17 protein-coding genes and 3 tRNA genes are annotated in these 25,070 nt (G+C 65.0%); 8 read left to right on the top strand and 12 right to left on the bottom strand.

Annotated features, from left to right (window positions below; genetic code table 11):
- Positions 1 to 151 precede the first annotated feature (151 nt).
- Genes recC through BTW07_RS11540 form a run of 4 tightly spaced genes read left to right on the top strand, consistent with a single transcriptional unit; the run spans position 152 to position 10,732 of the window.
- Positions 152 to 3,946, top strand: a complete 3,795-nt coding sequence (recC, locus tag BTW07_RS11555) for an exodeoxyribonuclease V subunit gamma (protein ID WP_075570324.1) — start codon at positions 152 to 154, stop codon at positions 3,944 to 3,946.
- Positions 3,943 to 7,836 (top strand): exodeoxyribonuclease V subunit beta, encoded by a 3,894-nt coding sequence (gene recB / locus BTW07_RS11550; protein ID WP_075570323.1) that lies wholly within the window; start codon positions 3,943 to 3,945, stop codon positions 7,834 to 7,836. Before recC ends, recB begins: the two co-directional genes overlap by 4 nt.
- A complete protein-coding gene (gene recD, locus BTW07_RS11545; protein ID WP_083941792.1) occupies positions 7,833 to 9,926 on the top strand; it encodes an exodeoxyribonuclease V subunit alpha in 2,094 nt (697 codons plus the stop codon). The genes recB and recD overlap by 4 nt, the downstream gene beginning before the upstream one ends.
- Positions 9,923 to 10,732 carry a creatininase family protein gene (locus BTW07_RS11540; RefSeq protein ID WP_075570322.1) on the top strand — a complete coding sequence of 270 codons (810 nt, stop codon included), beginning with the start codon at positions 9,923 to 9,925 and terminating at the stop codon, positions 10,730 to 10,732. Before recD ends, BTW07_RS11540 begins: the two co-directional genes overlap by 4 nt.
- Before the next feature lie 66 nt (positions 10,733 to 10,798).
- Here the strand turns inward: BTW07_RS11540 and ribA are convergent, their stop codons facing one another.
- Complete coding sequence (gene ribA, locus BTW07_RS11535) at positions 10,799 to 11,938, bottom strand: GTP cyclohydrolase II RibA (protein WP_075570321.1); 1,140 nt, start codon at positions 11,936 to 11,938, stop codon at positions 10,799 to 10,801.
- A 161-nt stretch (positions 11,939 to 12,099) separates the two neighbouring features.
- On the opposite strand from ribA, the gene BTW07_RS11530 reads away from it, so the two are divergent.
- Positions 12,100 to 12,993, top strand: a complete 894-nt coding sequence (locus BTW07_RS11530) for a RibD family protein (RefSeq protein ID WP_244158356.1) — start codon at positions 12,100 to 12,102, stop codon at positions 12,991 to 12,993.
- Positions 12,994 to 12,995: 2 nt separating this feature from the next.
- On the opposite strand, the gene BTW07_RS11525 is transcribed toward BTW07_RS11530, so the two are convergent.
- From BTW07_RS11525 to BTW07_RS11505, 5 genes are all read right to left on the bottom strand, one after another.
- Positions 12,996 to 14,009, bottom strand: coding sequence for a lysylphosphatidylglycerol synthase transmembrane domain-containing protein (locus tag BTW07_RS11525; protein ID WP_075570319.1), 1,014 nt, complete (start codon positions 14,007 to 14,009; stop codon positions 12,996 to 12,998).
- A complete protein-coding gene (locus BTW07_RS11520) occupies positions 14,006 to 14,911 on the bottom strand; it encodes a class I SAM-dependent methyltransferase (protein WP_083941790.1) in 906 nt (301 codons plus the stop codon). The genes BTW07_RS11525 and BTW07_RS11520 overlap by 4 nt, the downstream gene beginning before the upstream one ends.
- Positions 14,911 to 15,975: a glycosyltransferase family 4 protein gene (locus tag BTW07_RS11515; protein WP_075570318.1), complete on the bottom strand. Its 1,065-nt coding sequence runs from the start codon at positions 15,973 to 15,975 to the stop codon at positions 14,911 to 14,913. Before BTW07_RS11515 ends, BTW07_RS11520 begins: the two co-directional genes overlap by 1 nt.
- Positions 15,972 to 16,370, bottom strand: coding sequence for a 6-pyruvoyl trahydropterin synthase family protein (locus tag BTW07_RS11510; protein ID WP_075570317.1), 399 nt, complete (start codon positions 16,368 to 16,370; stop codon positions 15,972 to 15,974). Before BTW07_RS11510 ends, BTW07_RS11515 begins: the two co-directional genes overlap by 4 nt.
- Before the next feature lie 104 nt (positions 16,371 to 16,474).
- Complete coding sequence (locus tag BTW07_RS11505) at positions 16,475 to 17,446, bottom strand: zinc-dependent alcohol dehydrogenase (protein WP_075570316.1); 972 nt, start codon at positions 17,444 to 17,446, stop codon at positions 16,475 to 16,477.
- Positions 17,447 to 17,885: 439 nt separating this feature from the next.
- Here BTW07_RS11505 and BTW07_RS11500 point away from each other — a divergent pair, with 439 nt between their 5' ends.
- The 3 genes from BTW07_RS11500 (at position 17,886) to BTW07_RS11490 (ending at position 20,417) form a co-directional block, all read left to right on the top strand.
- Complete coding sequence (locus BTW07_RS11500; protein WP_158025878.1) at positions 17,886 to 18,647, top strand: CDP-alcohol phosphatidyltransferase family protein; 762 nt, start codon at positions 17,886 to 17,888, stop codon at positions 18,645 to 18,647.
- A gap of 72 nt (positions 18,648 to 18,719) precedes the next feature.
- On the top strand, positions 18,720 to 19,331 hold the full coding sequence (locus tag BTW07_RS11495) for a YceI family protein (RefSeq protein ID WP_075570315.1): 612 nt from the start codon (positions 18,720 to 18,722) through the stop codon (positions 19,329 to 19,331).
- 63 nt (positions 19,332 to 19,394) lie between these two features.
- Complete coding sequence (locus BTW07_RS11490) at positions 19,395 to 20,417, top strand: succinylglutamate desuccinylase/aspartoacylase family protein (RefSeq protein ID WP_075570314.1); 1,023 nt, start codon at positions 19,395 to 19,397, stop codon at positions 20,415 to 20,417.
- A 66-nt stretch (positions 20,418 to 20,483) separates the two neighbouring features.
- Here the strand turns inward: BTW07_RS11490 and dusA are convergent, their stop codons facing one another.
- From dusA to uvrC, 6 genes are all read right to left on the bottom strand, one after another.
- Positions 20,484 to 21,509, bottom strand: coding sequence for a tRNA dihydrouridine(20/20a) synthase DusA (gene dusA, locus BTW07_RS11485; protein WP_075570313.1), 1,026 nt, complete (start codon positions 21,507 to 21,509; stop codon positions 20,484 to 20,486).
- Positions 21,510 to 21,999: 490 nt separating this feature from the next.
- Positions 22,000 to 22,086, bottom strand: a tRNA-Leu gene (locus BTW07_RS11480).
- A gap of 103 nt (positions 22,087 to 22,189) precedes the next feature.
- Positions 22,190 to 22,263: transfer RNA gene (locus BTW07_RS11475), tRNA-Cys, on the bottom strand.
- A gap of 160 nt (positions 22,264 to 22,423) precedes the next feature.
- Positions 22,424 to 22,498: transfer RNA gene (locus tag BTW07_RS11470), tRNA-Gly, on the bottom strand.
- A gap of 63 nt (positions 22,499 to 22,561) precedes the next feature.
- Positions 22,562 to 23,110: a CDP-diacylglycerol--glycerol-3-phosphate 3-phosphatidyltransferase gene (gene pgsA / locus BTW07_RS11465; protein ID WP_075570312.1), complete on the bottom strand. Its 549-nt coding sequence runs from the start codon at positions 23,108 to 23,110 to the stop codon at positions 22,562 to 22,564.
- Positions 23,111 to 23,171: 61 nt separating this feature from the next.
- Positions 23,172 to 25,013, bottom strand: coding sequence for an excinuclease ABC subunit UvrC (uvrC, locus tag BTW07_RS11460; RefSeq protein WP_075570311.1), 1,842 nt, complete (start codon positions 25,011 to 25,013; stop codon positions 23,172 to 23,174).
- Positions 25,014 to 25,070: the final 57 nt, after the last annotated feature.

The raw sequence follows: 25,070 nt of genomic DNA, 5'->3' as shown, positions 1-25,070 counted from the left end.
ATGTTGTCATGGCGGAAACGATGTGGCTGTCATGACATCGTCACATCTTGCCACAGGCGGCAAGTGATCGTCGCACCGTGCCACGGTAGGATGGCACCATCGTGATCGACGTGTCGTCGATCGTCGTCGATCCATGAATCCGGGAGAGCGGATGTTCAGCGTCCTGCATGCCAATCACCTCGAAGACCTGCACGATCTGGCATTGGCGTTGATCAAACGCCATCGATTGCCGCCGCTGACACCGGAAACGTTCCTGGTGCAGTCCAACGGCATGGCCCAGTGGCTGCGTCTGTCGCTGGCCGAAGCGGACGGGATTGCGGCGTCGGTGGACTTCCCGCTGCCCTCGAGTTTCGTCTGGCGGGCTTATCGTGCGGTGCTCGAGCAGGTTGGGGAGGCAGGCGAGCGGCAGTCGATTCCGCTGCACTCGCCATTCGACAAACGGCCGTTGGCGTGGCGTATCCTGCGGCTACTGGATGACGAGATCACCCGTGACCCTGTCACCTTCGCGCCGCTGGCCCACTATCTGAGCGCCGGGCTCGAGGCCGCAACGGACGAGCGATCGCCGGAAGTGGCGCGGCGCCGTACCGCCGATCAGGCCGAGCGCAAGCGCTGGCAACTGGCGGTGCGTCTGGCGGATCTGTTCGACCAGTATCTCAACTACCGCCCGGACTGGCTGTCGGCGTGGGAAGCGGGGGAGGACGCCCCGGACGATCTGCCCGCCGATCAGCGTTGGCAGCCGGCGCTATGGCGGGCCCTGATCGCCGATGCCGCCCCGGCCGAACGGTCGTTTCACCGCGCCAACCTGCACGGGCGCTTCCTCCGTGCTGCCCGACGACTGGAGAGCTGCCCCAAGGCGTTGCCGCCGCGACTGTTCGTGTTCGGCATTTCGGCGCTGCCTACCCAGACGCTGGAAGCGCTGCACGCACTCTCGGGCGTCATCGATGTCTTTTTGATGATCACCAACCCCTGTCGGCATTACTGGGGCGACATCGTCTCCGATCGTGAGGCGATCAAGCGTGCCGGTCGGCTTTCCGCCGAAGCGGTGGCACGCCAGCAGTCCCGCCATCCAGAGGCACCCTGGCTCGAGACGCTGGACGAGGAAGCGCTGCATCTTCAGGCCAATCCGCTGCTGGCCGCGTGGGGTGCCCAGGGCCGGGACTTCATCGTCGGGCTCTACGAATTCGAGAGCCAGGACGGCGGCTTCGACGTCGAGACCGACCTGTTTCGCGATCCGGCGCCAGCCGATGACGCGGATCCTGAGCGTGCGCCGCTGCTCAACCAGTTGCAGCAGGACATTCTGGATCTGCGACATCCCGGGGAGCGAACCCGCGAGGCCGGCAAGCGGCTGATCGACCCCGACGACGTCTCGCTGTCGCTCTACAGCGTGCACTCGCCGCTGCGCGAGGTGGAGGTGCTTCACGATCGGCTGCTGGCAGCGTTCGAGGAGGCCAGCCATCAGGGCACGCCGCTGCGCCCGCGAGACATCCTGATCATGGTGCCGGAGATCGACGTTTACGCCCCCTACATCGAGGCGGTCTTCGGTCAGCTGGCGCCGAACGATCCCCGCCATATTCCGTTTACCATCGCCGATCAGGTCGCCAGTGAGGCGCATCCGATGATGGTGCTGATCCTGGCGTTGCTGGAACTTCCCGAGCGTCGGCTGGGCGTGAGCGAGCTGCTCGACGCGCTGGATGTGCCGGCGTTCCGGGCGCGCTTCGCCATCGAGGAGTCGGAATTGCCGCGCCTGCGCCAATGGCTGGCGGAAAGCGGCGTGCGCTGGGGGCTTTCCGGCGCACATCGCCAATCTCTCGGCTTTCCGGCGCTGCATGAAAACAGCTGGGCGTTCGGGCTCGAGCGCATGCTGCTGGGGTACTCTACCGGCCCGCTGCCGCCGGGAGGAGGGTCTACAGGCCCGCAGGCATCGGATAGACCCTCCGCCCCGTCAACCGGTGACGCGGCCTGGCAGTTCGACGATATCGTGCCCTATGACGAGGTGGGCGGGCTGGAAGCGGATCTCGCCGGACGACTGGCCGAGCTGATGCAGGTGCTGGCCGCCCAGTGCGAGGCGTTGAGCGACGCCGGCACGCCGGCGGCTTGGCTGACCCGCTTGCGGATGCTGCTGGATACGCTGTTCGCGCCCACTGCGCTGGACGAGCACGACGTGCTGGCGCGGGTGGATGAGTCGCTGAATCGCTGGCAGCAGAGCTGCGAGCTGGCCTCGTTCAGCCAGCCGATCGGCCTTGCGGTGGTGCGCGATGCGCTCAAGGCAGAACTCGATGAGGGCGGTCTGGCCCAGCGTTTCCTCGCCGGCAAGGTCAACTTCGCCACGCTGATGCCGATGCGCGCCATTCCGTTTCGGCAGGTCTACCTGCTGGGGATGAACGACGGTGCCTACCCGCGAACGCGCCAGCCTCAGGATTTCGACCTGATGGCGCAGCGTCCGCGCCCCGGGGATCGTTCGCGCCGCGACGACGACCGCTATCTGCTGCTCGAGGCGCTGCTTTCCGCCCGCGAACGGTTGACGCTCTCCTGGGTCGGCTTCGACCAGCGCGACAACACGCCGCGACCGCCATCGGTGCTGGTCGGTGAGCTGCTCGACACGCTCGAGCAGGGCTGGCGGCCCGCCGCGACGTCGGGCGAGCTTGGCGACGAAGCCGCGCTGGTGGCGAGGCTGGTCGAGGCACATCCCTTGCAGCCGTTCTCGCGGCGCTACTTCCAGGCCGACGATTCGCGTTACACCTTCGATACCAGCTGGCAGCCGCTGCATCTGCCAGCGCCGACATCGCCAGCGGATACCGCGGTCGATGGCGGAAAGACCGGCGCCGAGGTCCTGCCGCGCACCACGTCGGAGACCGCGCCGCTGCCGGCAGAAGCGCTCGGCCTTGTCGATCTGCAGCGGTTGCTGCGTCGACCGTGGAGCGTCTATCTCGGTCGGCTGGGCGTCCGCTTTCAGGATCCGGCGGTGCCCGACGAGGACAGCGAGCCGTTCATCCTCGACGCGCTGGAAGACCATACGCTCAAGCGCGAGCTGCTTGACGCCGGCCGCCGTCACGAGCCGTTGGTGCAGGTTGCCGATCGGCTAAGGCTGGCCGGTCGCTTGCCCGCGGCGGGGTTCGGTCTGGCGATGATCGAGCCGCCGCTCAAGCGCCTCCAGACCCAGCTGGAAAGCTGGCATCGTCGGATCGATAGCGCTGAACCGCTGACGCCGCCGATGCTCCGATTGGCGATAGAGGAAACGCCCGACTGCCCGGCGTTGGCGCTGGAGGCGCGTGTCGACGGCCTCTACCGGGAGGCGGACGACAGCCTGAGTCTGGTAACGCTGGAAACCAGCCATTTCGGCCACTTCAAGCCGGAAGGTCAGAACTCGGGCGAAGGCCCGTGGAAAAAACTGGGTAAACCGCACCGGCTTTTTGCCGGTTATGCCCGCTGGCTGCTGGCCAACGCGAGCGCCGACGCGCCGTGCCGCTGGACGGCGATTTTCGAAGACCGCTGGTTGGAGTTTCCGGCGCTGGAGAGGGCGGAAGCGCAGGCGAGTCTAGGTCACTGGCTTCGCACCTGGTGGCGGGCCTGGTGCGCGCCGCTGCCGGCCAGCGGCGCGCTGGCCAGGACGCTATGGAGCCTGGCCGACAGCTCGGCGCTGGCAGGGCTGACAGCGGGTGAAACGCTCGACTCCGGTTGGCGCGATCGGCTCGCGCAGGAGTACGACGAGGGCGGCTTCGGGACGCCATCGCTGGTTCAGCGGGAGGGTAGCCTCGGCCAGCTGTGGCCGGATTTCGAGACGTTCGAGGCGGCAGGTGGCGTCGGCGAGAGCGTGGCGCACTATCAACCGATACTGGAGACCTTGTTGCGCGCGTCCCAGCAGATTCACTCCCGCGCGGTGGCAGTTCCATCAACATCGACATCGACATCGACATCGACTCGATCTCGGGGGGGGGCAGCAGGATGAACGATGCCACCGATGGAAACACGGCTGAAGAAACCGTTCCGCTCGAACTCGTCGGCCTGCCGCTGACTGGACCTCACCTGATCGAAGCCAGTGCCGGCACCGGCAAGACATTCACCCTGGCCGCCCTGTACGTCCGACTGGTGCTGGGCCCGCTGCCGGGGCGCGAAGCGGTGGACTTCCCCCGTCCGCTGACGCCGCCGGAGATTCTGGTGGTGACCTTCACCGAAGCCGCCACCGCCGAGCTGCGCGGGCGCATCCGGGCGCGCCTCAAGCAGGCCCGTGACTGGCTGCTGTCAGGCGTCGCGGATCGCCACGATCCGGTGCTGGCCGACCTGCTGGCGCCGCTGGCCACGGCTGGGGAGACCGCCTGTCGCAGCGGTGCCCGCCGCCTGGATCAGGCGGCCCGGCTGATGGACGAGGCGGCGATTTTCACCATCCACGGTTTCTGCCAGCGCATGTTGACCCGCCACGCTTTCGATGCCGGCGCGCGGTTCTCCGCCGAGCTGCTGCAGGACGGCCAGACCCTGCTGACCCAAGCGGTCGAGGATTACTGGCGGTGCGAGTTCTATCCGCTCGACGAGCGCTGGCAGCGCCAGATCCGCGCGCAGTGGAGCGGGCCTGAAGCGCTGGCGTCCGCGCTTCGACCGCTGTTGAAGGACGGCGAACCGCAGCCCCTTTGGGTCGCCGGTGAGGCGGTGGAGTCGCCGCCGTCGCTGACCGCGCTGTTCGCCGAGCTGGAAAGCGGATTGGACCAACGGGAGTCCATCGAGGCGGCGCTGGTCGAAACCTGGGATCGCGACGTCGTCGCCTCGCTGATGGCCGAGGCGTTTCGCAACGGCGTCCTCAACAAGAGTCGGTTCAAGGCGGAAGAGCTGGAGGAGCGGCTGGCCGGATTCGAGAACTGGTTGGCCCAGGGCGAGTTCGATGCCGCCGAGGAGATTACCGACAGCAGCGGTCGCTTCTGGCTGAGTCAGGAGAAGCTCGAAGGCGCGGTGGTCAAAACCGCCGCTCAGAAAGGGCATGCCGCGCCGGCGCATCCCTTCTTTGGCTATCTCGACCGTCTCGAGGCCCACGGCCGGCCGTTCGATGCGATCGCCAGGCAGGTACTGGTGCATGCGCGTGATCGGATCGCGGTGAGCTTCGCCGCCGACAAGCGGCGTCAGGGGCTGTGGGAGTTCTCGGATCTGCTCAACGATCTCGATGCGGCGCTGGCACGGCCGGCGGCATTGGTGCAGCCGCCGGGCGGCGGGGAGGCCGCGAAGAGAGACGACAGTGCGCCGCTGCGGCTGGCGGCGCGCATCCGCCATGAGCTGCCGGTTGCGCTGATCGACGAGTTCCAGGACACCGATCCGGTCCAGTATCGGATCTTCTCGAACCTCTACCGCGCGCCCGAGAGCGATCCTGCAACGACGGCGTTTTTGATGATCGGGGATCCCAAGCAGGCGATCTATGCCTTTCGCGGTGCCGATATCCATACCTATCTTCGGGCGCGCCGTGCGACCCCGAGCCGCTTCACGCTGATGCGCAACTTTCGCTCGACCCAGGCCATGGTCGAGGCCACCAACGCGCTGTTTCAACGCCATCCGCGACCTTTCGGCAGCGACGAGATCCGGTTCGTCGCCGTCGAATCGAATCCCAAGTCGACGCAGCTGGTCGATCGCGACGGGCGGCCGGTCGAGGCGCTGGGCGTGTGGTGGCCGGATACCGAGCGTCATACCCGCAACGACTACCAGAACGTGATGGCGTCGACGACGCGGGCCGAAGTGCAGCGGTTGCTGGAAGGGCAATGGCGATTCGAAGGCGCGCACGGCGAGCGGCCGGTACAGCCCGCCGATATCGCCATTCTGGTTCGGCACGGGGGCGAGGCACTCAAGGTTCGCAGCGCCCTCGCCGAGGGCGGGATTCGCAGCGTCTACCTGAGCGAACGCTCGAGCGTGTTCGACACGCCGCAGGCGTTCGAGCTGCTGCAGCTGTTCGAGGCCGTGGCCCAGCCGCGTCAGGACGCCAGGCTCAAGGCCGCGCTGGCAACCAAGCTGCTCAACGAGTCGCCACAGGCACTGGAACCGCTGCTGGCCGACGAGCTGGCGTGGGAGCGCGAGGTCGAGCGCTTCAGCGACTACCATCGCCAGTGGCAGCGGCGCGGCGTGCTGCCCATGCTGCGCACGGTGATGCGGGACTTTCGTATCGCCGAGCGTCTTGCCCTGCGTGTCGATGGCGAGCGGGCCCTGACCGATCTGCTCCATCTCGGCGAGCTGGCGCAGAATGCCCAGCAGCGACTCGACGGCGAACAGGCGCTGCTGCGCTGGTGGCATCGGGCGCTGCAGGAGGGCGTCGAGACGCTGGACAGTCAGGCGCTCAGTCAACGCCTGGAAAGCGACGAGGATCTGGTTCGGGTGATCACGGTGCACAAGTCCAAGGGGCTCGAATATCCCATCGTGCTGCTGCCGTTCATCTGCTCGCACCGCCCGGCGGAGCCCGACCGACAGACCGGGTTGCTGGCGCTGAGGCCACCGAAAGGCGAGGGCAGTGTTCTGGTGGCCTCGCCTGACGATGCCCAGAAACGCGAAGCCGATCTGGCCCGTCTCGACGAGGACGTGCGTCTGCTCTATGTCGCGCTGACTCGCGCCGCATTCGCCTGCCGACTGGGTGTCGCCCAGGTCGGCCGGGGACGAGGCAAGAGCGGCTGTCTGCACGAGACGGCGCTGGGGCGACTGCTCGGCAGCGACAAGGCGGACGACGGCGCGGCGCTGCTGGAACGGCTGCGGGAAGGCCAGCGCGCGGGCTGGCTGGCGATCGAGCCGCTGCCCGAAATGCCGGATCACCGGCTGCGGATGGCGGCGATCGCCCCGCCAACCAAACCGGCGCGAATCTTCGACGGCCAGATCGACGATGACTGGTGGATTGCCTCCTATACCTCGCTGATCGCCGATGCCCGCCGCGCCACGGGCGATGCGGACCGGGGCGATGAGGACGCCGCTGCCGCCGGTGAGGATCTGCCGGCGACGCTGGACATCGAGGTCAGTCGCGAGCGAGACCCGATACCGCGCCCCAGTATTCGCACGTTGCTGGATTTTCCGCGAGGCCCGCGACCGGGTACCTTTCTGCACGGACTGCTCGAGATGCTCGATTTCGATCGGCTGGGGGATCCCGATTATGCGGCAACGGTGCGCCGCGACATCGAGCGACGCCTGGCGATGAGCGGTTTCGACGCGGATTGGGCGCCGCTGCTGCAGGCGTGGCTGCTGGAGCGGCTGCGACTGCCGCTGGTGAGCGTCGATGGTCACACCGTTCGTCTCGACCGGCTCGAGGCGTGGCGCACGGAGCTCGAGTTCTGGCTGCCGGCGACGGCCGCCTGGAGCGAACCGCTGGATCGGCTCGTCACCCGGCTCGAGCCGTTGCCGGGACAGCGACCTCGATTGGCGCCGCGCAAGCTCAATGGCATGCTCAAGGGCTATATCGATCTGGTCTTCGAAGCCAACGGACGCTGGTACGTGCTCGACTGGAAGTCCAATCATCTGGGCGACGATCCGGCGGATTATCAGGGCGAGCGGTTGGCGGCGGCGATGGTGGATCACCGTTACGACCTGCAGTACGTGCTTTACGTGCTGGCACTGCACCGTCTGCTCAAGTCCCGCCTCGAAGACTACGACTATGAGCGGCATATGGGCGGCGCTTGCTATGTCTTTCTGCGGGGGCTTTCCGAGCCGGCGCTCTTTACGGCGCCCGAAGCTGCGCCGAGGGTTTCCATGGCGCCCGAAGTCTTTGCCGCGAACGGCGTGTTTCATCGTCGCCCGGATCGTGCGCTGATCGAGGCGCTGGATGCGTGGCTGGAAGGTAACCCCGAGCCGGCGAGAGCCTTGTTGCGCCAGCCAAAGGAGATTGATCGATGAGCCGCCGGCCAACGTCGCACCAGCCCGATCGGAAGCCAGATTCGAGCGCCGGGGAGGCGGATCAGTTCTCGTTGGCGCTCGATGCCGACGAACCCGCGCTGACGCGGGAGGGCGTAGCGAGGACAGCCCTCACCCGCGCAACGCTGTTCGAGACGTTGGCGTTGTGGGTGGAACTCGGCTGGTTGCGCCAGCTCGATCGCCATTTCGCGATCTTTCTGGCCGACCGCGACCCCCAGGCCGATCCGCTGGTGTGGCTGGCCGCAGCTCTGGCCAGCCATCAGCTGGGCCGAGGCCATGTCTGCCTGTCGCTGTCACGCGTGCTGGCTACGCCGCGCTCGGCGCTGTCGCTGCCGCCGCTGGAGGGTGGCGGCGAGCCGGCACAAGCGGTCGTGCTGCCGGAGTCGCTGCTCGACGGCATCACGCTGGCGGGCTGGACCGCCGCTCTGACTGCCTCTTTCACTGTCGCCATGGCGCGGGAGGCCTCGGGGTCCGCGACACCGCTGGTGCTCGACGGCGAACGTCTCTACCTGCGCCGCTACTGGCAGGCCGAGAGCGCGGTCGCGGGACACCTGCGTCGGCGTCTGGGCCAACCGCTGGCCGTGGCCGACGCCCTGGCCGAACGGTTGCAGGCGCTATTCGCTGGCAACGCGCGCCAGGGCGACGAGCCCGACTGGCAGCGTGTGGCGTGCGCGCTGGCGCTTCGCCAGCGGCTGACGATCATCTCCGGTGGTCCCGGTACCGGCAAGACCACCACCGTGACGCGACTGCTGGCGCTATTGCAGCAGCAATCGCTGACGCGTGATGGCGAGGCGCTGCGTATCCGGTTGGCGGCACCTACCGGCAAGGCGGCCGCCCGACTCTCCGAGTCGATCGCCAGCGCCGTCGGCCGGCTCGATGTCACGGAGGTCGTGCGCGACGCGATTCCGCAGCAGGCGCAGACGCTCCACCGGTTACTGGGGGCGCGACCGGACACGCGCCATTTCCGTCACCATGCCGACGCGCCGCTGAGTCTCGATCTGCTGGTGGTGGACGAAGCCTCGATGGTCGATCTGGAGATGATGGCCGCGCTGCTCGAGGCGATGCCGACGGATGCCCGTCTGATTCTGCTCGGTGACAAGGATCAGCTGGCTTCGGTCGAGGCGGGCTCGGTGCTGGGAGATCTGTGCACCGGGGCCAATGTTGCCGACGGTGCGGGCTATTCCGAGCCGACTCGACGCTACCTTCAGTCGATGGCCGGTGAGAATCTGCCCGTTGCCGCCGAGACCAACCCGCTGGCAGATCATGTCGCCATGCTGCGCAAGAGCTTTCGATTTCACGAGGACAGCGGTATCGGCGCCCTCGCCAGGGCGGCCAACGGCGGTGACGGACGCGGCTTTGTCCAGGTGCTGAAAGAGGGCTTCAAGGACCTGGCGACGCTGGATATCGATGCTGCCGCTTTCGAGCGAGCCGTCGTAGCGGGCTATCGGGATCTGTTCGAGGCGGTGCGGGCCGGCGACGATTCGTCATCGATACTGGCGCTGCAGAGCCGTTTTCAGGTGCTGTGCGCGCTACGTCGGGGCCCCTGGGGCGTCGAGGGATTGAACGAGCGGATCGCGCAGGCGTTATGGCACCAAGGCTGGATTGCGCGTACCGAAGGCTGGTTCGCCGGGCGCCCGGTGATGGTGACGCACAACGATCCGCAACTGGGCCTCTACAACGGCGACCTGGGGCTGACGCTGGCCGACGAGGCCGGGCGGCTGCGCGTCTGCTTCCCTCACGGCGATGGCGTGCGCCAGGTGCTGCCATCGCGACTGGATGCCGCAGTGACCGCCTTCGCCATGACCGTGCACAAGTCCCAGGGGTCGGAGTTCGAGCACGTACTGTTCGCGCTGCCGGCGCGGAGCAATCCCATCGTCACGCGGGAGCTGATCTACACTGGCATCACCCGAGCCCGCTTGCGGCTGACGCTGGCGCTGGCGCAAGGCGGCGACGAGCGGATGCTGCGCGACGCCGTGGCGCGGCAGGTGGTTCGAGACAGTGCGATCGCGGCGCGGTTGCTGAAGGATTCCAGGGCATTAAACCGAACCGATTCGTCTGGGAGCGAAGTATGAGCGTCCACCAATGGCAGGATCTGACCAGCACGGAGATTGCCCGACTGGCCGGCGGCGCGACGGTGGCGGTGTTGCCGCTGGCGGCGATCGAGCAGCATGGGTCTCATCTGCCACTGTCAACCGATCTGGATATCGGGCTGGGGCTGCTCGAGGCGGCCATGGCGCAGCTCGGGTCGACGCAGGACGTGATCGTGCTGCCGCCGCTGGCGCTGGGTTCGAGTCTCGAGCACACCGACTTCCCGGGTACGCTGAGCTTGATGCCGGAGACGGCAATGCGCGTGATCGAAGCGCTGGGCGAGGCCGTCAATCGTGCCGGCATTCGGCGTCTGGTGCTGTTCAACAGTCACGGGGGCAACAAGGCGGTCATCGATCTGGTAGCACTCAAGCTGCGTGCGGCCCACGCCATGCTGGTGGTCAAGGCCAACTACTTTCGCTTCGCGCCGCCGCCGCAGGCGCTGCCCGCCAAGGAGTTGCGGCACGGCTTGCACGGCGGTGCCCTGGAAACCTCGATGATGCTGCATCTTGCGCCGGCCAAAGTCCGGATCGAACAGCTGGCCGATGCCGTCTCCGAGGGAAGCCTTCGCGAACAGTCGGGTGCGACGCTGGGCCCTGAAGGCGACGCCGGCTATGCCTGGATGGCACAGGACCTGCATCCCAGCGGCGTCACCGGCAATGCCGCGCTGGCCAACGCCGATATCGGACGTCGTTTGGTCGAGCATTTCAGCGCGCGGCTGGCGACGGTGATTGAAGAGGCGGGGCGCTTCGATCTGGCCACGTTGCGCGGCCCGACCCCGGACGGGATCTGACGAACCGGCGTCTTCGGACGCCGGGGGTCTGTCGCGACGAGATAGCAGGTGACCGGTTAGCGTCCGTCAGCGTGCCACGGGTCTCCTGAGCGAGGTTGCCGGGCCGCTTTCGCCGTCATTCAGCACCTCTTCCAGCCAGTGGCCGGCGCGCTTGGCCTTGGCATCCAGATAGCGCCGGTTCTGCTTGGTCAGCTTGCCGTAGACGCCGCGACGGTTGACAACTTCGACGCCGCCCTGGTCCATGGCGGCGATCTTCTCTGGGTTGTTGGTCAGCAGTTCGATGCGGGTAACCTTGAGCTGCTCGAGCATCTCCAACGCCACTTCGTAGGTGCGCTCGTCCTCGCCGAAGCCGAGTACCTGATCGGCATCCACCGTGTCCAGCCCGCCATCCTGCAAGGTGTAGGCGCGCAGCTTGTTGGCCAGGCCGATACCGCGGCCTTCCTGGGCGAGATAGAGCAGTACGCCACCGCCGCGTTCATCGATGGTACGCACGCTCTCGCGCAGCTGTTCACCGCAGTCGCAGCGCAGACTGCCGAAGAGGTCACCGGTCAGACAGGCCGAATGCAGGCGCACCGGGACGGCATCGTTCCACTCGCCGGGCTCGCCGATGACGATGGCGATGTGTTCGCGCATGCCGTCCGCCTCCCGGAACATCACGAACTTGGCGCGTTCGGCGTGAGACAGCGGGATTTCCGCATCGCTGGTGCGTTTGAGAAAACGCGAGCGGGTTTCCGAGTAGGCATCGATCTGCCCGGCGGCAACCGCCAGCACGGTGCCGTCGGCGATCAATGCCTCTACCCTGGCGCGCTGGATCTCGCTGACCTCGGCGACGATCGCGGCCGGAATGAGCAGGCCGATGCGCATCAGATCCAGCGCCGCCTCGCTGCCGCTGGTGGCGGCGAGCGGCCGGCTTTCCCGCGGCAAGCGTTGCTGCTCGGCGCTGGCCCAGGCGACGACCTGTTGCGCCCGGTCGGCAGGCGTGATCGGCACCAGCCCGACCCTCGGCTCGAACTCGATGTCGAGCCGTGAAAGACGATGGCGGGTCAACGCAAGGGTAGGCGGGTTGCCACTGATAGCGTGCAGCGCCGCCAGAGCCTCGTCGTCGCAACCCTCCAGCGGGTGAACCATCACGTCGCCGCTGGCAGCGCGTACGAGAACCGGGAGGCCGCGTCGCAGATCGAAAATCGCGCGTTCTACCTGTCGCATGCTCTTCTCCTTATCCTGTCATCCATGATCGATCTCATCCGAGATGCCCATCCATAACCTTGATTGGGTGTCGCCGGCGGTGGCTTCGCTGATCGTCGAACTGCCTCCGCCCAAGGGCCGATTTTTGCTACGCTAGGCTGCCGTCTGGCCAAGGAATGACCATGACTTCTACTCGCACTTCCTCTGCTCGTCCGCCTCCCGTAAAGACTCCGCAGGTCTGGAACTGGATTCGCCGCGTCGCCGGCATGACCCGCCATGGGGTTTTTGACGGCACCCTCATCGACGCAGGATTTCGGCTCGATGTCGATGCCCGAGGTGCCTGGCGCTGCAGTCATGAGGTCGACGAGGAGGCTGCGCAACTGCTGTCGATCTGGCTGCCATGGTGCATTGCGGACGTCACCCAGGGCGCGCGCGTCATCGCGCAGATCGGCCAGAGTCTGGATGGCCGGATCGCGACGGCCAGCGGTGCTTCCCATTACGTCACAGGAGCACAGAGCCTGGTTCATCTTCACCGGCTGCGGGCGCTGGTCGATGCGGTAGTGGTGGGCGTCGGCACGGTCGTTGCCGACGACCCGCAGTTGACCGTGCGTCATGTCGAGGGCGACAACCCGCTGCGGGTGGTGCTCGATCCCCGAGGCCGGGTGCCGGTAGAACGTGGTGTCTTCCGCCAGCCGGCGGCACCGACCTGGCATCTCGTCAACGAGGGCGTTGCCGGTCACGGCAGTGCGGATCACGTCAGCGTCCATTCGCTGAGGCCGCGGCCGGAGGGGTTCGATCCCGTGCAGGTCATCTCGCTGCTGGCCGAACAAGGGCATCGCCGGATTCTGATCGAGGGCGGCGGGCTCACGATTTCGCGCTTTCTGCAGGCGGGCTGTCTCGACCGCCTGCACAGCGTTGTCGCGCCGATGCTGATCGGTTCCGGTCGGCCGTCGCTGACGCTGCCGGAGATCGACACGCTGGATGGCGCGCTGCGACCGGCCTGTCGCTATTTCCGACTGGGCGACGACATGCTGTTCGATCTGGATCTGCTCGATCGCGACACGACGGAGGCGTGATTTCATCCGCAATGCCCTCCCGTGGCGGCTTTTTCTCGAGCCGGGGTCGGCATTGTCGCTGACCCGGGCGCTCCTCGACGGATCCGGGTCTCCCGCAGAAGCACCGCCAATCCCGGAAGGCTGGCGGCAAGGATCAGCAGGCCATAAGTCACGGACAGCGCCACGCCCTCTTGCGCGGGAAGGCCGGCCAGCGGCCAGATCAGGGCGGCGGCGCCTTCGCGCAGTCCCCAGCCGGCGATCGTCAGTGGAACCGCCATCGCCATCAGCAGCGGCGGAATCAGTGGCAGCAACTCCGGGAGCGGTCGTTGCAGTCCCAGCGCCTGGGCGGCGCAGAGAAAGACCGCGACATAGGTGGCGATGACCAGCAGCGAGCTGAACAACTGTGCCGGCCACACCGAAACCGCCAGCAGGGCGCGCTTGACGTCATGGCCGAACGTGGCCAGGGCCGGCCAGGGCCGCCGTTTCAGCCCTGTCAGGATGCCGCCGCCCAGCAGCAGCGCCGCCAGCAGGATCCATGGCCCGGTCGTGCCATGCGCCTGCCACGAGTCGATGATGGCCCTGCGTAGCGCCGGCGAGAGAACGACGGCGACAGCTGCAACCAGCAGCAGCGCGATCTGGCCGGAGGCGCGTTCGATGATGACGGCACGGATCGCCGGGCCGGACGTCGATGAGGTCGCGGTTTCGGACGGCGTTTGCGTGTTGCCGTGGCGCCAGGCCCGGGCGGCATCGCCCACGACGCCACCCGGCAGGATCTGATTCAGGAATGTCGCCAGGTAGTATTCGCGGATGGCGGTGGGCCACGGCAACCCGATGCCGACCTGATGCGCCGTCATCCGCCAGCGCCAGGCCGAGAGTACGACCTGGGGAACGCCGATCAGTACGGCCACGACGACCCAGCCCGGCGACAGGTCGCCGAGCCGATCCAGCAGCTGTCGAGTATCCAGCTGCCAGGCGAGTACGCCCAATAGCGCCAGCGTGAACGCCAGGCGCAGGGCGGGCAAGAGCCAGCGGTTCACGCTGGCGCTCCCACGCCGTCGCTTTCCGGCGGTGTGGCGAACAGGTCGCGGTGTCCGACGGTCAATGTCAGCTGTTCGCGCATCAGCCCCTCGAGACGCTGGGTATGCCAGCGCTCGATGCGACGGCTCTGCTGCGGCAACTGTTCGTCCAGCGCGCTGCGCCAGCCGGCCAGCAGGGCTTCAGCCAGCGGCAGGGATTCAGGCCCGAGACGCCAGGGCGAAGTGGCTTCACGGACGTGATAGCCGCGGCGGTGAAGACTCTCGCGAAGATGGCGTGGCGCTTGCGTGCCCATGGCCGAGCCACTGCCCTTGTCGCGGCGTTGATGCGCTTCCAGCGCGGCCAGCATGAACTGGTCGTCATCACTGAACAACGGGGCACCGCTGGCGTCATGAAAGCGAATATGGCCATCGACGCTGAGCGCGAACAGCACCGCGCAATTGTTGATATGGCAAGTCTCGGCCAACGCGTCGGCGTCCGCGGTCGTCAGCAGATCGAACAGTGCCGAGGCCGTGACCAGATCGGCGCCCTGAAGACCGTGTTTCCAGGCATCCACCAGACTCAGTTCCCGGGTCTCGAGGTGGATCGGCTGACCGTCGGCGCTGACGAGCGGCTCGCAGCGCAGCCTCGCGTGAGCCAGCAGTTCAGCGTCGTGATCGATCAGGCGCCAATGCTGGGCGCCGTGGAGCCGCGGCGCCAGATAGCGCAGATTCGAGCCGCTGCCGCATCCCAGGTCCACCAGCGTGCGCTGGATCTCCAGCGCGCGGACCGGCGTGGCACGTCGCGAGAGCCAGCGATCGGCGGCATGGGTGAGCTGGGCATCCCTGGCCCGATGGTCGGCGGGCTCGCGCAAGGTCAGCCATTGATCGCTGAACAGGGCGTCGGCGGACGGCGGCATCGACATCAGCGCATCGCTCCCGTCGACCTGGCACGTTTCATTGCCTCGCCGAACGCCTCGGCGGCGGTTTGCCAGTTGCCGAGCCTATCGCGAATCTCTCGGGCACCCTGGCAATAGCGTTGGCGGGTTTCCGGTTCCTCCAGCATCCGCTTCAGGGCGTCGCGAAGCGCCGTCACATCCCCCGGGGGCACCTTGATACCGGCAGCATCCGGCAAGGTGTGAGCCAGGGCGCCGCCGGACGTGGTCACGACAGGGAGACCGTGGGCGAGGGCTTCGGTAATCACCATGCCGTAACCCTCGTAATGCGAGGGCAGCACGAACAGATCGGCCTGTCGATAATGGGCGGCCAGGCTTTCACGGGTTTGGGCGCCGAGCAGATGGATGCGCTCGCCCAACTGATGCCCGTCGATCGCCTCTCGCACCTTGTCGACATAAGCCTCGGCACGATCGAGCGCGCCGATCAGATCGCACTGCCATGACAGCGCAGTCAGGCCGGCCAGCGCTTCGACCAGCAGATCCTGGCCCTTGCGCGGCGTGACCGTGGCGATACACAGAAGCCGTGGAGTTCCGCTGCCGTCGCCGCTCGCCAGCTCTCCGGTTTCCACCCCCGGTTCGATGACGGCTATCTTTTCCGCCGGCACATCGAAATCGGCCAGTCGGCGGGCGGTGTAGACACTGGTGACGATGACGTTGCCGGCGGCAGCCAGAGCGCGGGTTTCGCTGATCCGAAAGCGCTGCTGCTCGGGCGCACCCAGGCCGGTTTCGTCGGCGAGCGGATGATGTATCAGCGCCGTGATCGACAGTCGCGAGGCGTGACGCTCGACGATCGCCGGCAGTCCGCCCATCGCGAGCCCGTCGATCACCGCCTGACTGCCATCCGGCAGCGCGGTCAGGGCGCTATCCAGGGCGTGCGATGCGACGGCATCCGGCTCGGGGAAGCGGCCGTCGACTCCGACGACATCGATCTTCCAGCCGCCGTTGCGCAGCGTCTCGACGATACGGGCGTCGTAGACGTAGCCGCCGGTCAGCTGACCAGGATCGCCGGCGACGATCAGGGTGAAATCGCTCATAGGCCCCCTTCATAGCTTGCCCAGGCGACGTGCGACTCATGCAACGTGACGGCCAGCGCGGTGAGATGGCGAGCGCCATCGCCCAGCTCGCCATCGCGGATGGCATGGGACAGACGGTCGAACACGACCCTGGCCATGAATTCGGTCGTGGTGTTGCGACCCTTGAACTCGTCGATCTCGTCGAGATTGTTCAAGGTGAACTCGCCGAGAATGCGTTTCAGAACCTCGCTCGCCAGACCGATATCGACCACCAGATCGTCGGGGTCCAGCTCGGGACGCTTGAAAGTGACGTCGACGACGTAGGTGGCACCGTGCAGTTTCTGCGCCGGGCCGAAGGTTTCGCTGTTGAAACTGTGGGCGATCATCATGTGATCGCGGACGGTCAAACTGAACATTGTTGTCGCTCCTTGACGAGTGCGTCCTCGTTGCATGATTCGTTCGATCCAGCCACTGAATCGCTGATGCACTACGGCGACGAGTTCAATGGCTTTACGCGGTATCAGCCATAGTGGATGCGTTGGCACAGGGTATCGTCTTCGCGCTGACTCAGTCGCTTCAGCGTTTCGGGCAAGTCTCTGAAATGGCTTTCACCGCTGATCAGCACGTCCAGGCAGTCGTGATTGAGCAGCGATAGCGCCAGAGAAAGACGCCGCTTGTGATCCCAGCGGGGGCGATGACCGGGAGAGACGCTGCCGACCTGGCTCGACCGCAACGTCAGGCGACGCGCGTGAAATGCTTCACCGAGCGGCAGATTGACCTCGCGACTGCCGTACCAGCTCATCTCGAGAACGGTCGCTTCGAATCCCGCCAGCGAGAGGGCGGTCTGCAGGCCATCATTCGAGGCGCTGGCGTGGATGACCAGATCCTGCTCGTCTGCGGCGGTCTGCGGGGTATGGAAGTCGACGCCCAGCGCGTCGCCGAGGAAGCGCTTGCGCTCGTCGATATCGATCAGCTGAACGTGGGCGCCGGGTAGCCGGGCACAGAGCCATGCGACCAGGGCCCCGACCACGCCGGCCCCGACCACGCTGATACGGTCGCCGATGCCGGGGGCGGCGTCCCAAAGCGCGTTGAGCGCCGTTTCCATGTTGGCCCCGAGAACGGCGCGCTGCGGTGGTACATCCGGCGGGAGTGGAACGACGTCGTCGACGGTCACGCGATAATGGGTCTGATGCGGATGAAGGCAGTAGACGTATCGGCCGTGCCAGTCATGTGCGCCCTGTTCGACGACGCCCACGTTGGAGTAGCCGTACTTGACCGGGCCCGGGAAGTCGCCGCTCTGAAACGGCGCGCGCATTCGCTGATATTCGCTGATCGGTACCTGACCATTGAAGACCAGAGTTTCGCTGCCACGACTGATGGCGGAATAGCAGGTTCGCACCCTGAGATCGCCGCTGACACTCAACTCGGCCTGGCGAATTTCGCCGGTGCCGTCGCCGAGAGACCAGAAAGCGTGGGCGTAAGGCGTCGTCATTGAGATATCCGCTCCTCGATTGCAGATCTGGATGGCCGGCTCGCTGTTGCGGCGAATGGAGAGGTTGCGCCGAATCGAAGTGCTGCCGTGAGAGGAAGTATGGCAGAGTATGATGATCTAGCATTGTACAGATCATGTACAGGTCAAGATCGAAAAACAGGAATCAGTCAGCTCGAGACGTGCCGCGGACCGGTGACGACTTCGGGAAGGCCGAAGGTCTTGGCCGAGGTCCAACGTCAGAGGACCGAAGCTCGCCAGCCACGTGACGGGGGTCGTCATCGGTGGCACTGAACGTTGAGCGCTGACGAGTGAACGGTTCTCGCAAACTGGCCAGCGTGCATCCAGACTTGTACGAGATGCGTAATGGACTTTGACCATCGCAGCCCGAGCGACAGGCGGACGGCGGATGGGACGACGACCATGGTGGGAGGATTCGACGATGCGACATTCATCGGCGCGTATGCCGGCCGCGCCTTCCCGGCGATCCCGATCCATTCGCGGCTGGGCAGAACTGGCAGCGGGGCTGGCGCTGGTGGCTCTGCTGGCCGAGTGGGTACAGTGGGCGTTTTCCGCACCTTCGGGTCTGCGTTTCACGGCTGGCGGGGTCTATGTGGCGATCGCCACGGCCGTGCTCTGGGCGTGGCCCGCGTCGCGCCAGGGCCTGGGCTGGGCCAATCGCATCACGCTGCTGCGCGCCACGCTGATTGCGATCGTCGCCGGCGTGGCGGTCTATCCGGATTTCATTCAGCGTCACGCCGAGGGCATCGCTGCGCTATCGCTGTTGGCGCTGTCGCTGGACGGAATCGACGGATGGGTGGCACGTCGGACCGGCTCCGCGAGCGCTTTCGGGGCGCGCTTCGACATGGAGCTGGATGCGTTTTTTATCGTCGTGCTGTGCACCGCGCTGATCGCCCTGGACAAGGTTGGCGCCTGGATACTGGCTCTCGGGCTGGTTCGCTATGCGTTCGTGATCGCAGGGATGTACTCGCCCTGGCTCAATCGAACCCTGCCCGAGAGCTACTTCCGCAAGACGGTGTGCGTCTGGCAGGTCGCGACGTTGATGGTCTGCCTGCTGCCCTTCGTCTCATCGGCTTGGGCGACCGGTTTTGCGTTGCTCGCGGCGGCGCTGTTGCTGCTCTCCTTCGGGCGGGACATCGTCTGGCTCTGGCGTCGTCGCCCGGTCGACGACACCGGGTTCTGACCCTTCTCGGCTTTGACATCTCTGCCACCCGCGATCCGTTCTCGAATTGGCGCCCAACACAAGGAGGTCTTCATGAGACCAGTACGCTTGCCTGTATTCGCCGCCACTCTGGCACTGATCGTGTCGGGGGCGATATCGACGGCACAAGCCGAACCGAAACGCTTCGAGATCGATCCCGACCATTTCACCATCGCTTTCATGGTGGATCATATGGGTTACGAAAATCTGCTGGGGCAGTTTCTGAAAGGCGAGGGCAGTTTCGTTTACGACCGCGAGACGCAGACGCTGAGCGAGGCCGATGTCACGATTCAGGCCGCTAGCGTCTTCACCAACCTCGATGCCCGTGATCACCACGTTCGCGGTGGCGATTTTCTGGATGCCGAGGATCATCCACGGCTGCATTTCGTGGCAACCGACTTCGAACCGTCCTCCTCGACTACCGGTACGCTGAACGGGGAACTCACCATGCTGGGGCGCACCGAGCCGGTAACGCTGGATGTCACGCTGAACAAGGACGAGGTCTATCCGTTCGGGCATGGACGCCCCACCTTGGGTCTGTCGGTGCGTGGGGCACTCGACCGCAGCGACTGGGGAATGGATTACGGCGTCGGCAACGGCATGGTCGGCGATCACGTCACCCTGATCTTCGAACTGGAAGCCTTGGAGCAAGATGGCTCGCCTTGATGGCGTGATGGCTTTACGATCTCAGGATCTTCTTTACCGATCCATTCATTATCAAGGGCACTCATGGCGCAGGACGCTTTCACGCTCGTCGGCGAGCGAATCGAGCCCGGCACTCGTCGCCAGGTCGATGTTCCGGTCGCCAAACTCTACACCCACGCGCCAATGCACATACCGGTCGAGGTGGTTCATGGGCGCCAGCCTGGCCCGGTGCTGCTGGTCTGCGGCGCGATCCACGGGGACGAGCTCAACGGGGTCGAGATCGTCCGTCGACTGCTGAGGTTGCCCAACCTCTCGCGGCTTCGGGGAACGCTCATCGCCGTTCCTGTCGTCAATGTCTTCGGTTTCGTGCAGCAGTCCCGCTACCTGCCTGACCGGCGTGATCTCAACCGCTGCTTTCCGGGCAGCGAGGGCGGGTCGCTCGGCTCGCGAATCGCCGCGCTGATGCGCGAGGAGATGGTCGATCGGGCCACGCACATCATCGATCTGCACACGGGGGCGATTCATCGTACCAATCTGCCGCAGATCCGCTCTCAACTGCGCCAGAATCTCGAAACCCAGGCCATGGCGGAAGCGTTCGGGGTGCCGGTAATTCTGAATGCCGAGTTGCGTGAAGGCAGCCTGCGCGAATACGCCCAGAATCGCGGCGTGCCGGTGCTGACCTACGAGGCAGGCGAGGCGCTGAGGTTCGACGAATGGGCGATCGCGCCGGGGGTGAGAGGAATTCGGCGTGTGATGCGCCTGATCGGCATGCTGCCGGCCGACAGCCGAAGACGGTCCCCGCCGCCGGCGGAAATCGCCAACGGTTCCAGCTGGGCGCGGGCACCGATCGACGGCATTCTGAGACCACGCGTCAGACTGGGCGCGCGGGTCGCCAAGCATCAGTCGCTGGGCGTGGTCGCCGATCCGTTCGGCAACGCCGAGGCGCCGGTGGTCGCGAGTGCCGACGGTATCGTCATCGGCATGAGCAATCTGCCGCTGGTCAACGAGGGCGAGGCGCTATTTCATGTCGCTCGCTATCAGGAGATCGACGATGTCGAGAATGCCGTGGAGAGCTTTCAGTCCCGCTACGAGACTACTGGTTTCTAGCACATGGTTTCCAGTACATGGTTTCCAGTACATGGCTTCCAGAATGCAGTATCCGGGATGCGACTTCTAGATCGCTTCCATCGATTCGCGCTCTTCCACCAGGCCCACGGCGTCATCGTAGATTCTGATCCCGGCGCCGTCCCGGTGAGCGTGCTCCGACAGATGACGCCGGAAACGGCGACCTCCCTTGCACCCCTGAAACAGCCCCAGCAGATGCCGCGTCACATGGTTGAGCTTGGCGCCCTCGGCGAGACGTTCGATCACGTAGGGTCGATAGGCGCGAGCCACGTCATGCCGTGTCAGGGCCGGCGAATTCTCGCCATAGAGTGCGCTGTCGACACCGGCCAGTAGCCAAGGGTTCTGATAGGCTTCGCGGCCGACCATCACGCTATCGACTCCCTTGACCAGATGCGTCTGGCACGCTTCCAGCGTCTTTACGCCACCGTTGATGCCGATATGCAGTGTCGGATGGCTGGCCTTGAGCCGGTAGACCCGTTCGTAGTTGAGCGGCGGCACGTCGCGATTCTGCTTGGGGGAGAGCCCCTGCAGCCAGGCCTTGCGCGCATGCACGATGAAGGTCTCGCAGCCGGCCGCCGCCACCTGTTCGACGAAGCGTTCGAGATCGGCGTCCTCGTCCTGGTCATCGATGCCGATACGGCATTTCACCGTGACCGGGATCGAGACCGCGCGGCGCATCGCTGTCACGGCCTTGGCGACCTTGTCGGGATATCCCATCAGACAGGCGCCGATCATGTTGTTCTGCACCCGATCACTGGGGCAACCGACGTTCAGGTTGACCTCGTCGTAGCCCCACGCTTCGGCGATGGCCGCGCACTCGGCCAGTTCCACCGGGTCGCTACCGCCCAGTTGCAGCGCCAGTGGATGCTCGACCCCGCTGTAGCCCAGGAAGCGCTCTCGCGGTGCGCCGTGCAGTATCGCGCCGGTCGTGACCATCTCGGTATACAGCAGCGCTCGCCGCGTGAGACATCTCGCCAGCGCGCGATAGTCCCTCGTCGTCCATTCCATCATGGGGGCAACGGAGAAGGTGCGATCAAGCTTTGGCGCGGCAGCGCTGGATAGAAGGTCAGTCATGGCATCGAGGTCATGTTGGATAGCTTGGCCGCCGGATTCTGAATATCGGGATAGTCACTGCTGAATATCGCGATGGAGACGTCAGTAACGTCGGCGCATTACGGGGCGCGGGAGTGTCGCATATTTTTGCAGGTTCTGCATGGCACGCTCCCGAACTCAAGTCGCTCGGGAGCGTGCCGATAAAGCAATCACCAGATGGTCTGCGGTGCGGGTCAAGCAACAGTAACCGGGCCGGTATCCGGCATCGATGAGCCGGATCTCTATCGCTTCGTGTCGCTTCCCCGCGACGGCTTCGACCCGTTGTACATGGCGGCTTTCACTGTGTGCGATCGGGTCGCTTTTTCTCGATGATTCTCAACTCTATTCAAACCGAATGCTTCAGAGCCTGCATCTCGGATTCAGGCCTTCGTCAACGGTGACCACCGGGCGGGATTGGATATTCACTGGAGTGTCGCAAGGTAGGCATGACTGCGTCGACTGAAGACCGAAATGGTGCCCGGAGTCGGACTTGAACCGACACGACCTAAAGGTCGAGGGATTTTAAATCCCTTGCGTCTACCGATTTCGCCATCCGGGCCGACAGTATCCGGTCAATCTATCCGATAACCTTTTTGATCAACAAGGCGCCGGTTGACCTGAAAGAAGCGACCGAATCACGGGGATTCGATGCAAAGAAGAAGTGGAGGCTGGAGTCGGAATCGAACCGGCGTACACGGAGTTGCAGTCCGCTGCATAACCACTCTGCCATCCAGCCTTTCATCGATTGGCCAAAACTGCCGCTGGACCTGGTTTTGCCAGTGCCATCTGCGTCAATTCAGTAAAATCGAAATTTGTGTTCCTGAGCAGGAAAGAAGATCGACCGGGCTGGCGTTCCAGCTCACGACCCTCGTGACCAATTCATTACACTGTGTGTCTGGAGCGGGAAAGGAGATTCGAACTCCCGACCCTCGCCTTGGCAAGGCGATGCTCTACCACTGAGCTATTCCCGCTGAACACGCCGTCGCATTATAAGGATAAGTTGGTAAGTGTCAAACGCTTATGCCACTTTTCGGTCACAACGAACGGGTCAGTTCCGGCCAGGCGGCCTTCAGATACTGAATCATCGACCACAGCGTCAAGCCGGCCGCCGCATAGAGAAGAACGATACCGAGATTGGCGATGAGAGTGTCGGGGGGAAAGCCCAGCAGCAGCAGCAGGGAAATCATCTGTAGCGTGGTCTTGGACTTGCCGATCCAGGAAACCGCCACCCGCTTGCGTTGGCCGATCTCGGCCATCCACTCTCGTAGCGCGGAAATCACGATCTCTCGACCGATGATGACCAGCGCGGGCAGCGTCAGCCACCAGGCCTCGTAGCGTTCGATCAGTAGTGCCAACGCGACGGCGACCATGACCTTGTCCGCGACCGGATCGAGAAAGGCGCCGAACGGCGTGCTTTGATTCCAGCGCCTGGCCAGGTAGCCGTCCAGCCAATCGGTAATGGCGGCCAGCCCGAACAGGGCTGCCGTCACCAGCAGGCTCCAGGAATAGGGTAGGTAGAACAGCACCACCATGAGTGGGATGAACACGATTCTTGCCATGGTGAGCATATTGGGGATGTTCATCGTGCCGCTAGCGTCCTTACTGGGGAGTGAAAGTCGGGCATTTTACGCCTGCCGCGTGCGCTCATCCATGGAGCGCCTGATGAATGGTAGCTGCCATCTGTTCATTGATCCCGGGAACGCGTGATAGATCGTCTCTGGTTGCCTTGCGCACGCCCTGGAGACCACCGAAGAAGCGTAACAGTTCTCGCCGACGTTTCGGTCCGACGCCAGGAATATCCTGGAGCGTGGAGGTGCGACGTTGTTTGTCCCGCCGTTGACGGTGGCCGGTGATCGCGAAGCGGTGGGCTTCGTCGCGGATGTGCTGGATCAGATGCAGCGCCGGCGAACCGGTATCGAGATTGAGGGTGCGATCCACGGTCTCGATGAACAGCGTTTCCAGGCCGGCCTTGCGCGTAGTGCCTTTGGCGACGCCGATAAGCGCGACACCGACGACCTCCAGTTCGACGAGGACTTCCCGGGCCATGTTCAACTGACCCTTGCCGCCATCGACGATCAGAATGTCAGGTAGTTTGCCTTCACCCTTCTGAAGTCGCTTGAAACGTCGTGTCAAGGCTTGGCGCATCGCCGCGTAGTCATCGCCCGCCGCGACGCCCTCGATATTGAAACGCCGATAGTCGGATTTGGCCGGGCCATTGTGGTCGAACACGACACAGGAGGCCACCGTGGCTTCGCCGTGGCTGTGGCTGATGTCGAAACACTCGAGCCGGGCAGGGGGAGCCGACATGTCCAGAGCGTCTCGCAGCGATTCGAAACGCTTGCCCAGCTGACTGCGATTGGCGAGCTGGGTGGCCAGATGCTGCTCGGCATTGGTGATGGCCAGACGGCGCCATTGAGCGCGATGCCCCCGCACCTGAGAGGCCACCCGGATCCGGCGGCCGGCATGTTCGCTCAACGCCTCCTGCAGCAATTCTCTGTCGGTCAGCGAATGCGAGGCGATGATCTCGAGCGGGATCTCCTGGGACTGGCCGAGGTAGAACTGGCTGACGAACTCGCCGAGCAGTTCTTCGGCGGCAAGATCCAGGCCGTTGTCAGGCTGATGGTGCCGTGCGCCCAGCATGCGACCCTGGCGAATGGCCAGCACGCTGATGCAGAGCCCGCCCGGCTGCTCTGCCAGTGCGAAGATATCGGCATCGCCATCGGCATTGTCGACGTACTGCCTCTCCTGCAAGCGCCGCAACTGCTGGACCTGGTCGCGCAGTCGGGCGGCTTCCTCGAAGTCGAGCGCATCGCTTGCCTGCTCCATGCTGGCCGTGAGCTGCTGCGTGACCTGCTCGCTGCGGCCCTCCAGACACATCACGGCGTGCTCGATATCCTGCCGGTAATCGGCTTCGCTGATGTAGTCGACGCAGGGCGCGCTGCAGCGCTTGATCTGGTACTGCAGGCATGGACGATGGCGATGCGCGAACACGCTGTCTTCGCAGTTGCGGATGCGAAAGATCTTCTGCATCAACGAGAGGCTTTCGCGAACCGCGGTAGAGCTCGGGTAGGGGCCAAGATATCGACCATCTCGCCGCTTCTGTCGAACGCGCTTGAACTCGAGCGCCGGATACGAATGGCGATCGGTGACGAAGACATAGGGATAGGATTTGTCGTCGCGCAGCAGGATGTTGTAAGGCGGTCGCAGCTCCTTGATCAAGGTCTGCTCGAGAAGCAGGGCCTCGGTTTCGCTGCGCGTGATCGTGACCTGGATATCCTGAATGCGGGCAACCAGTGCCTGGGTCTTGGTGTTCAGCGCGCCACGAAAGTAGCTGGCCAGTCGCGGCTTGAGGCGTTTCGCCTTGCCGACGTAGAGAACGTTGGCGTGCTGATCGAGCATGCGGTACACGCCCGGCGACTCCGAGACCGACTTCAGGAAGTGCTTGGCGTCGAAACGTAGTGGGGTATCGATCGAGGGTTCGCTCATCCCCGCAGTATATCAAAATCCCGCCCGGGCACCGCGGGGATTCTCCCTTTCGTTTGC

The organism is Salinicola socius (assembly GCF_001937195.1).
Lineage (GTDB): Bacteria > Pseudomonadota > Gammaproteobacteria > Pseudomonadales > Halomonadaceae > Salinicola > Salinicola socius.
This window is presented reverse-complemented; position numbering and strand designations above follow the sequence as displayed.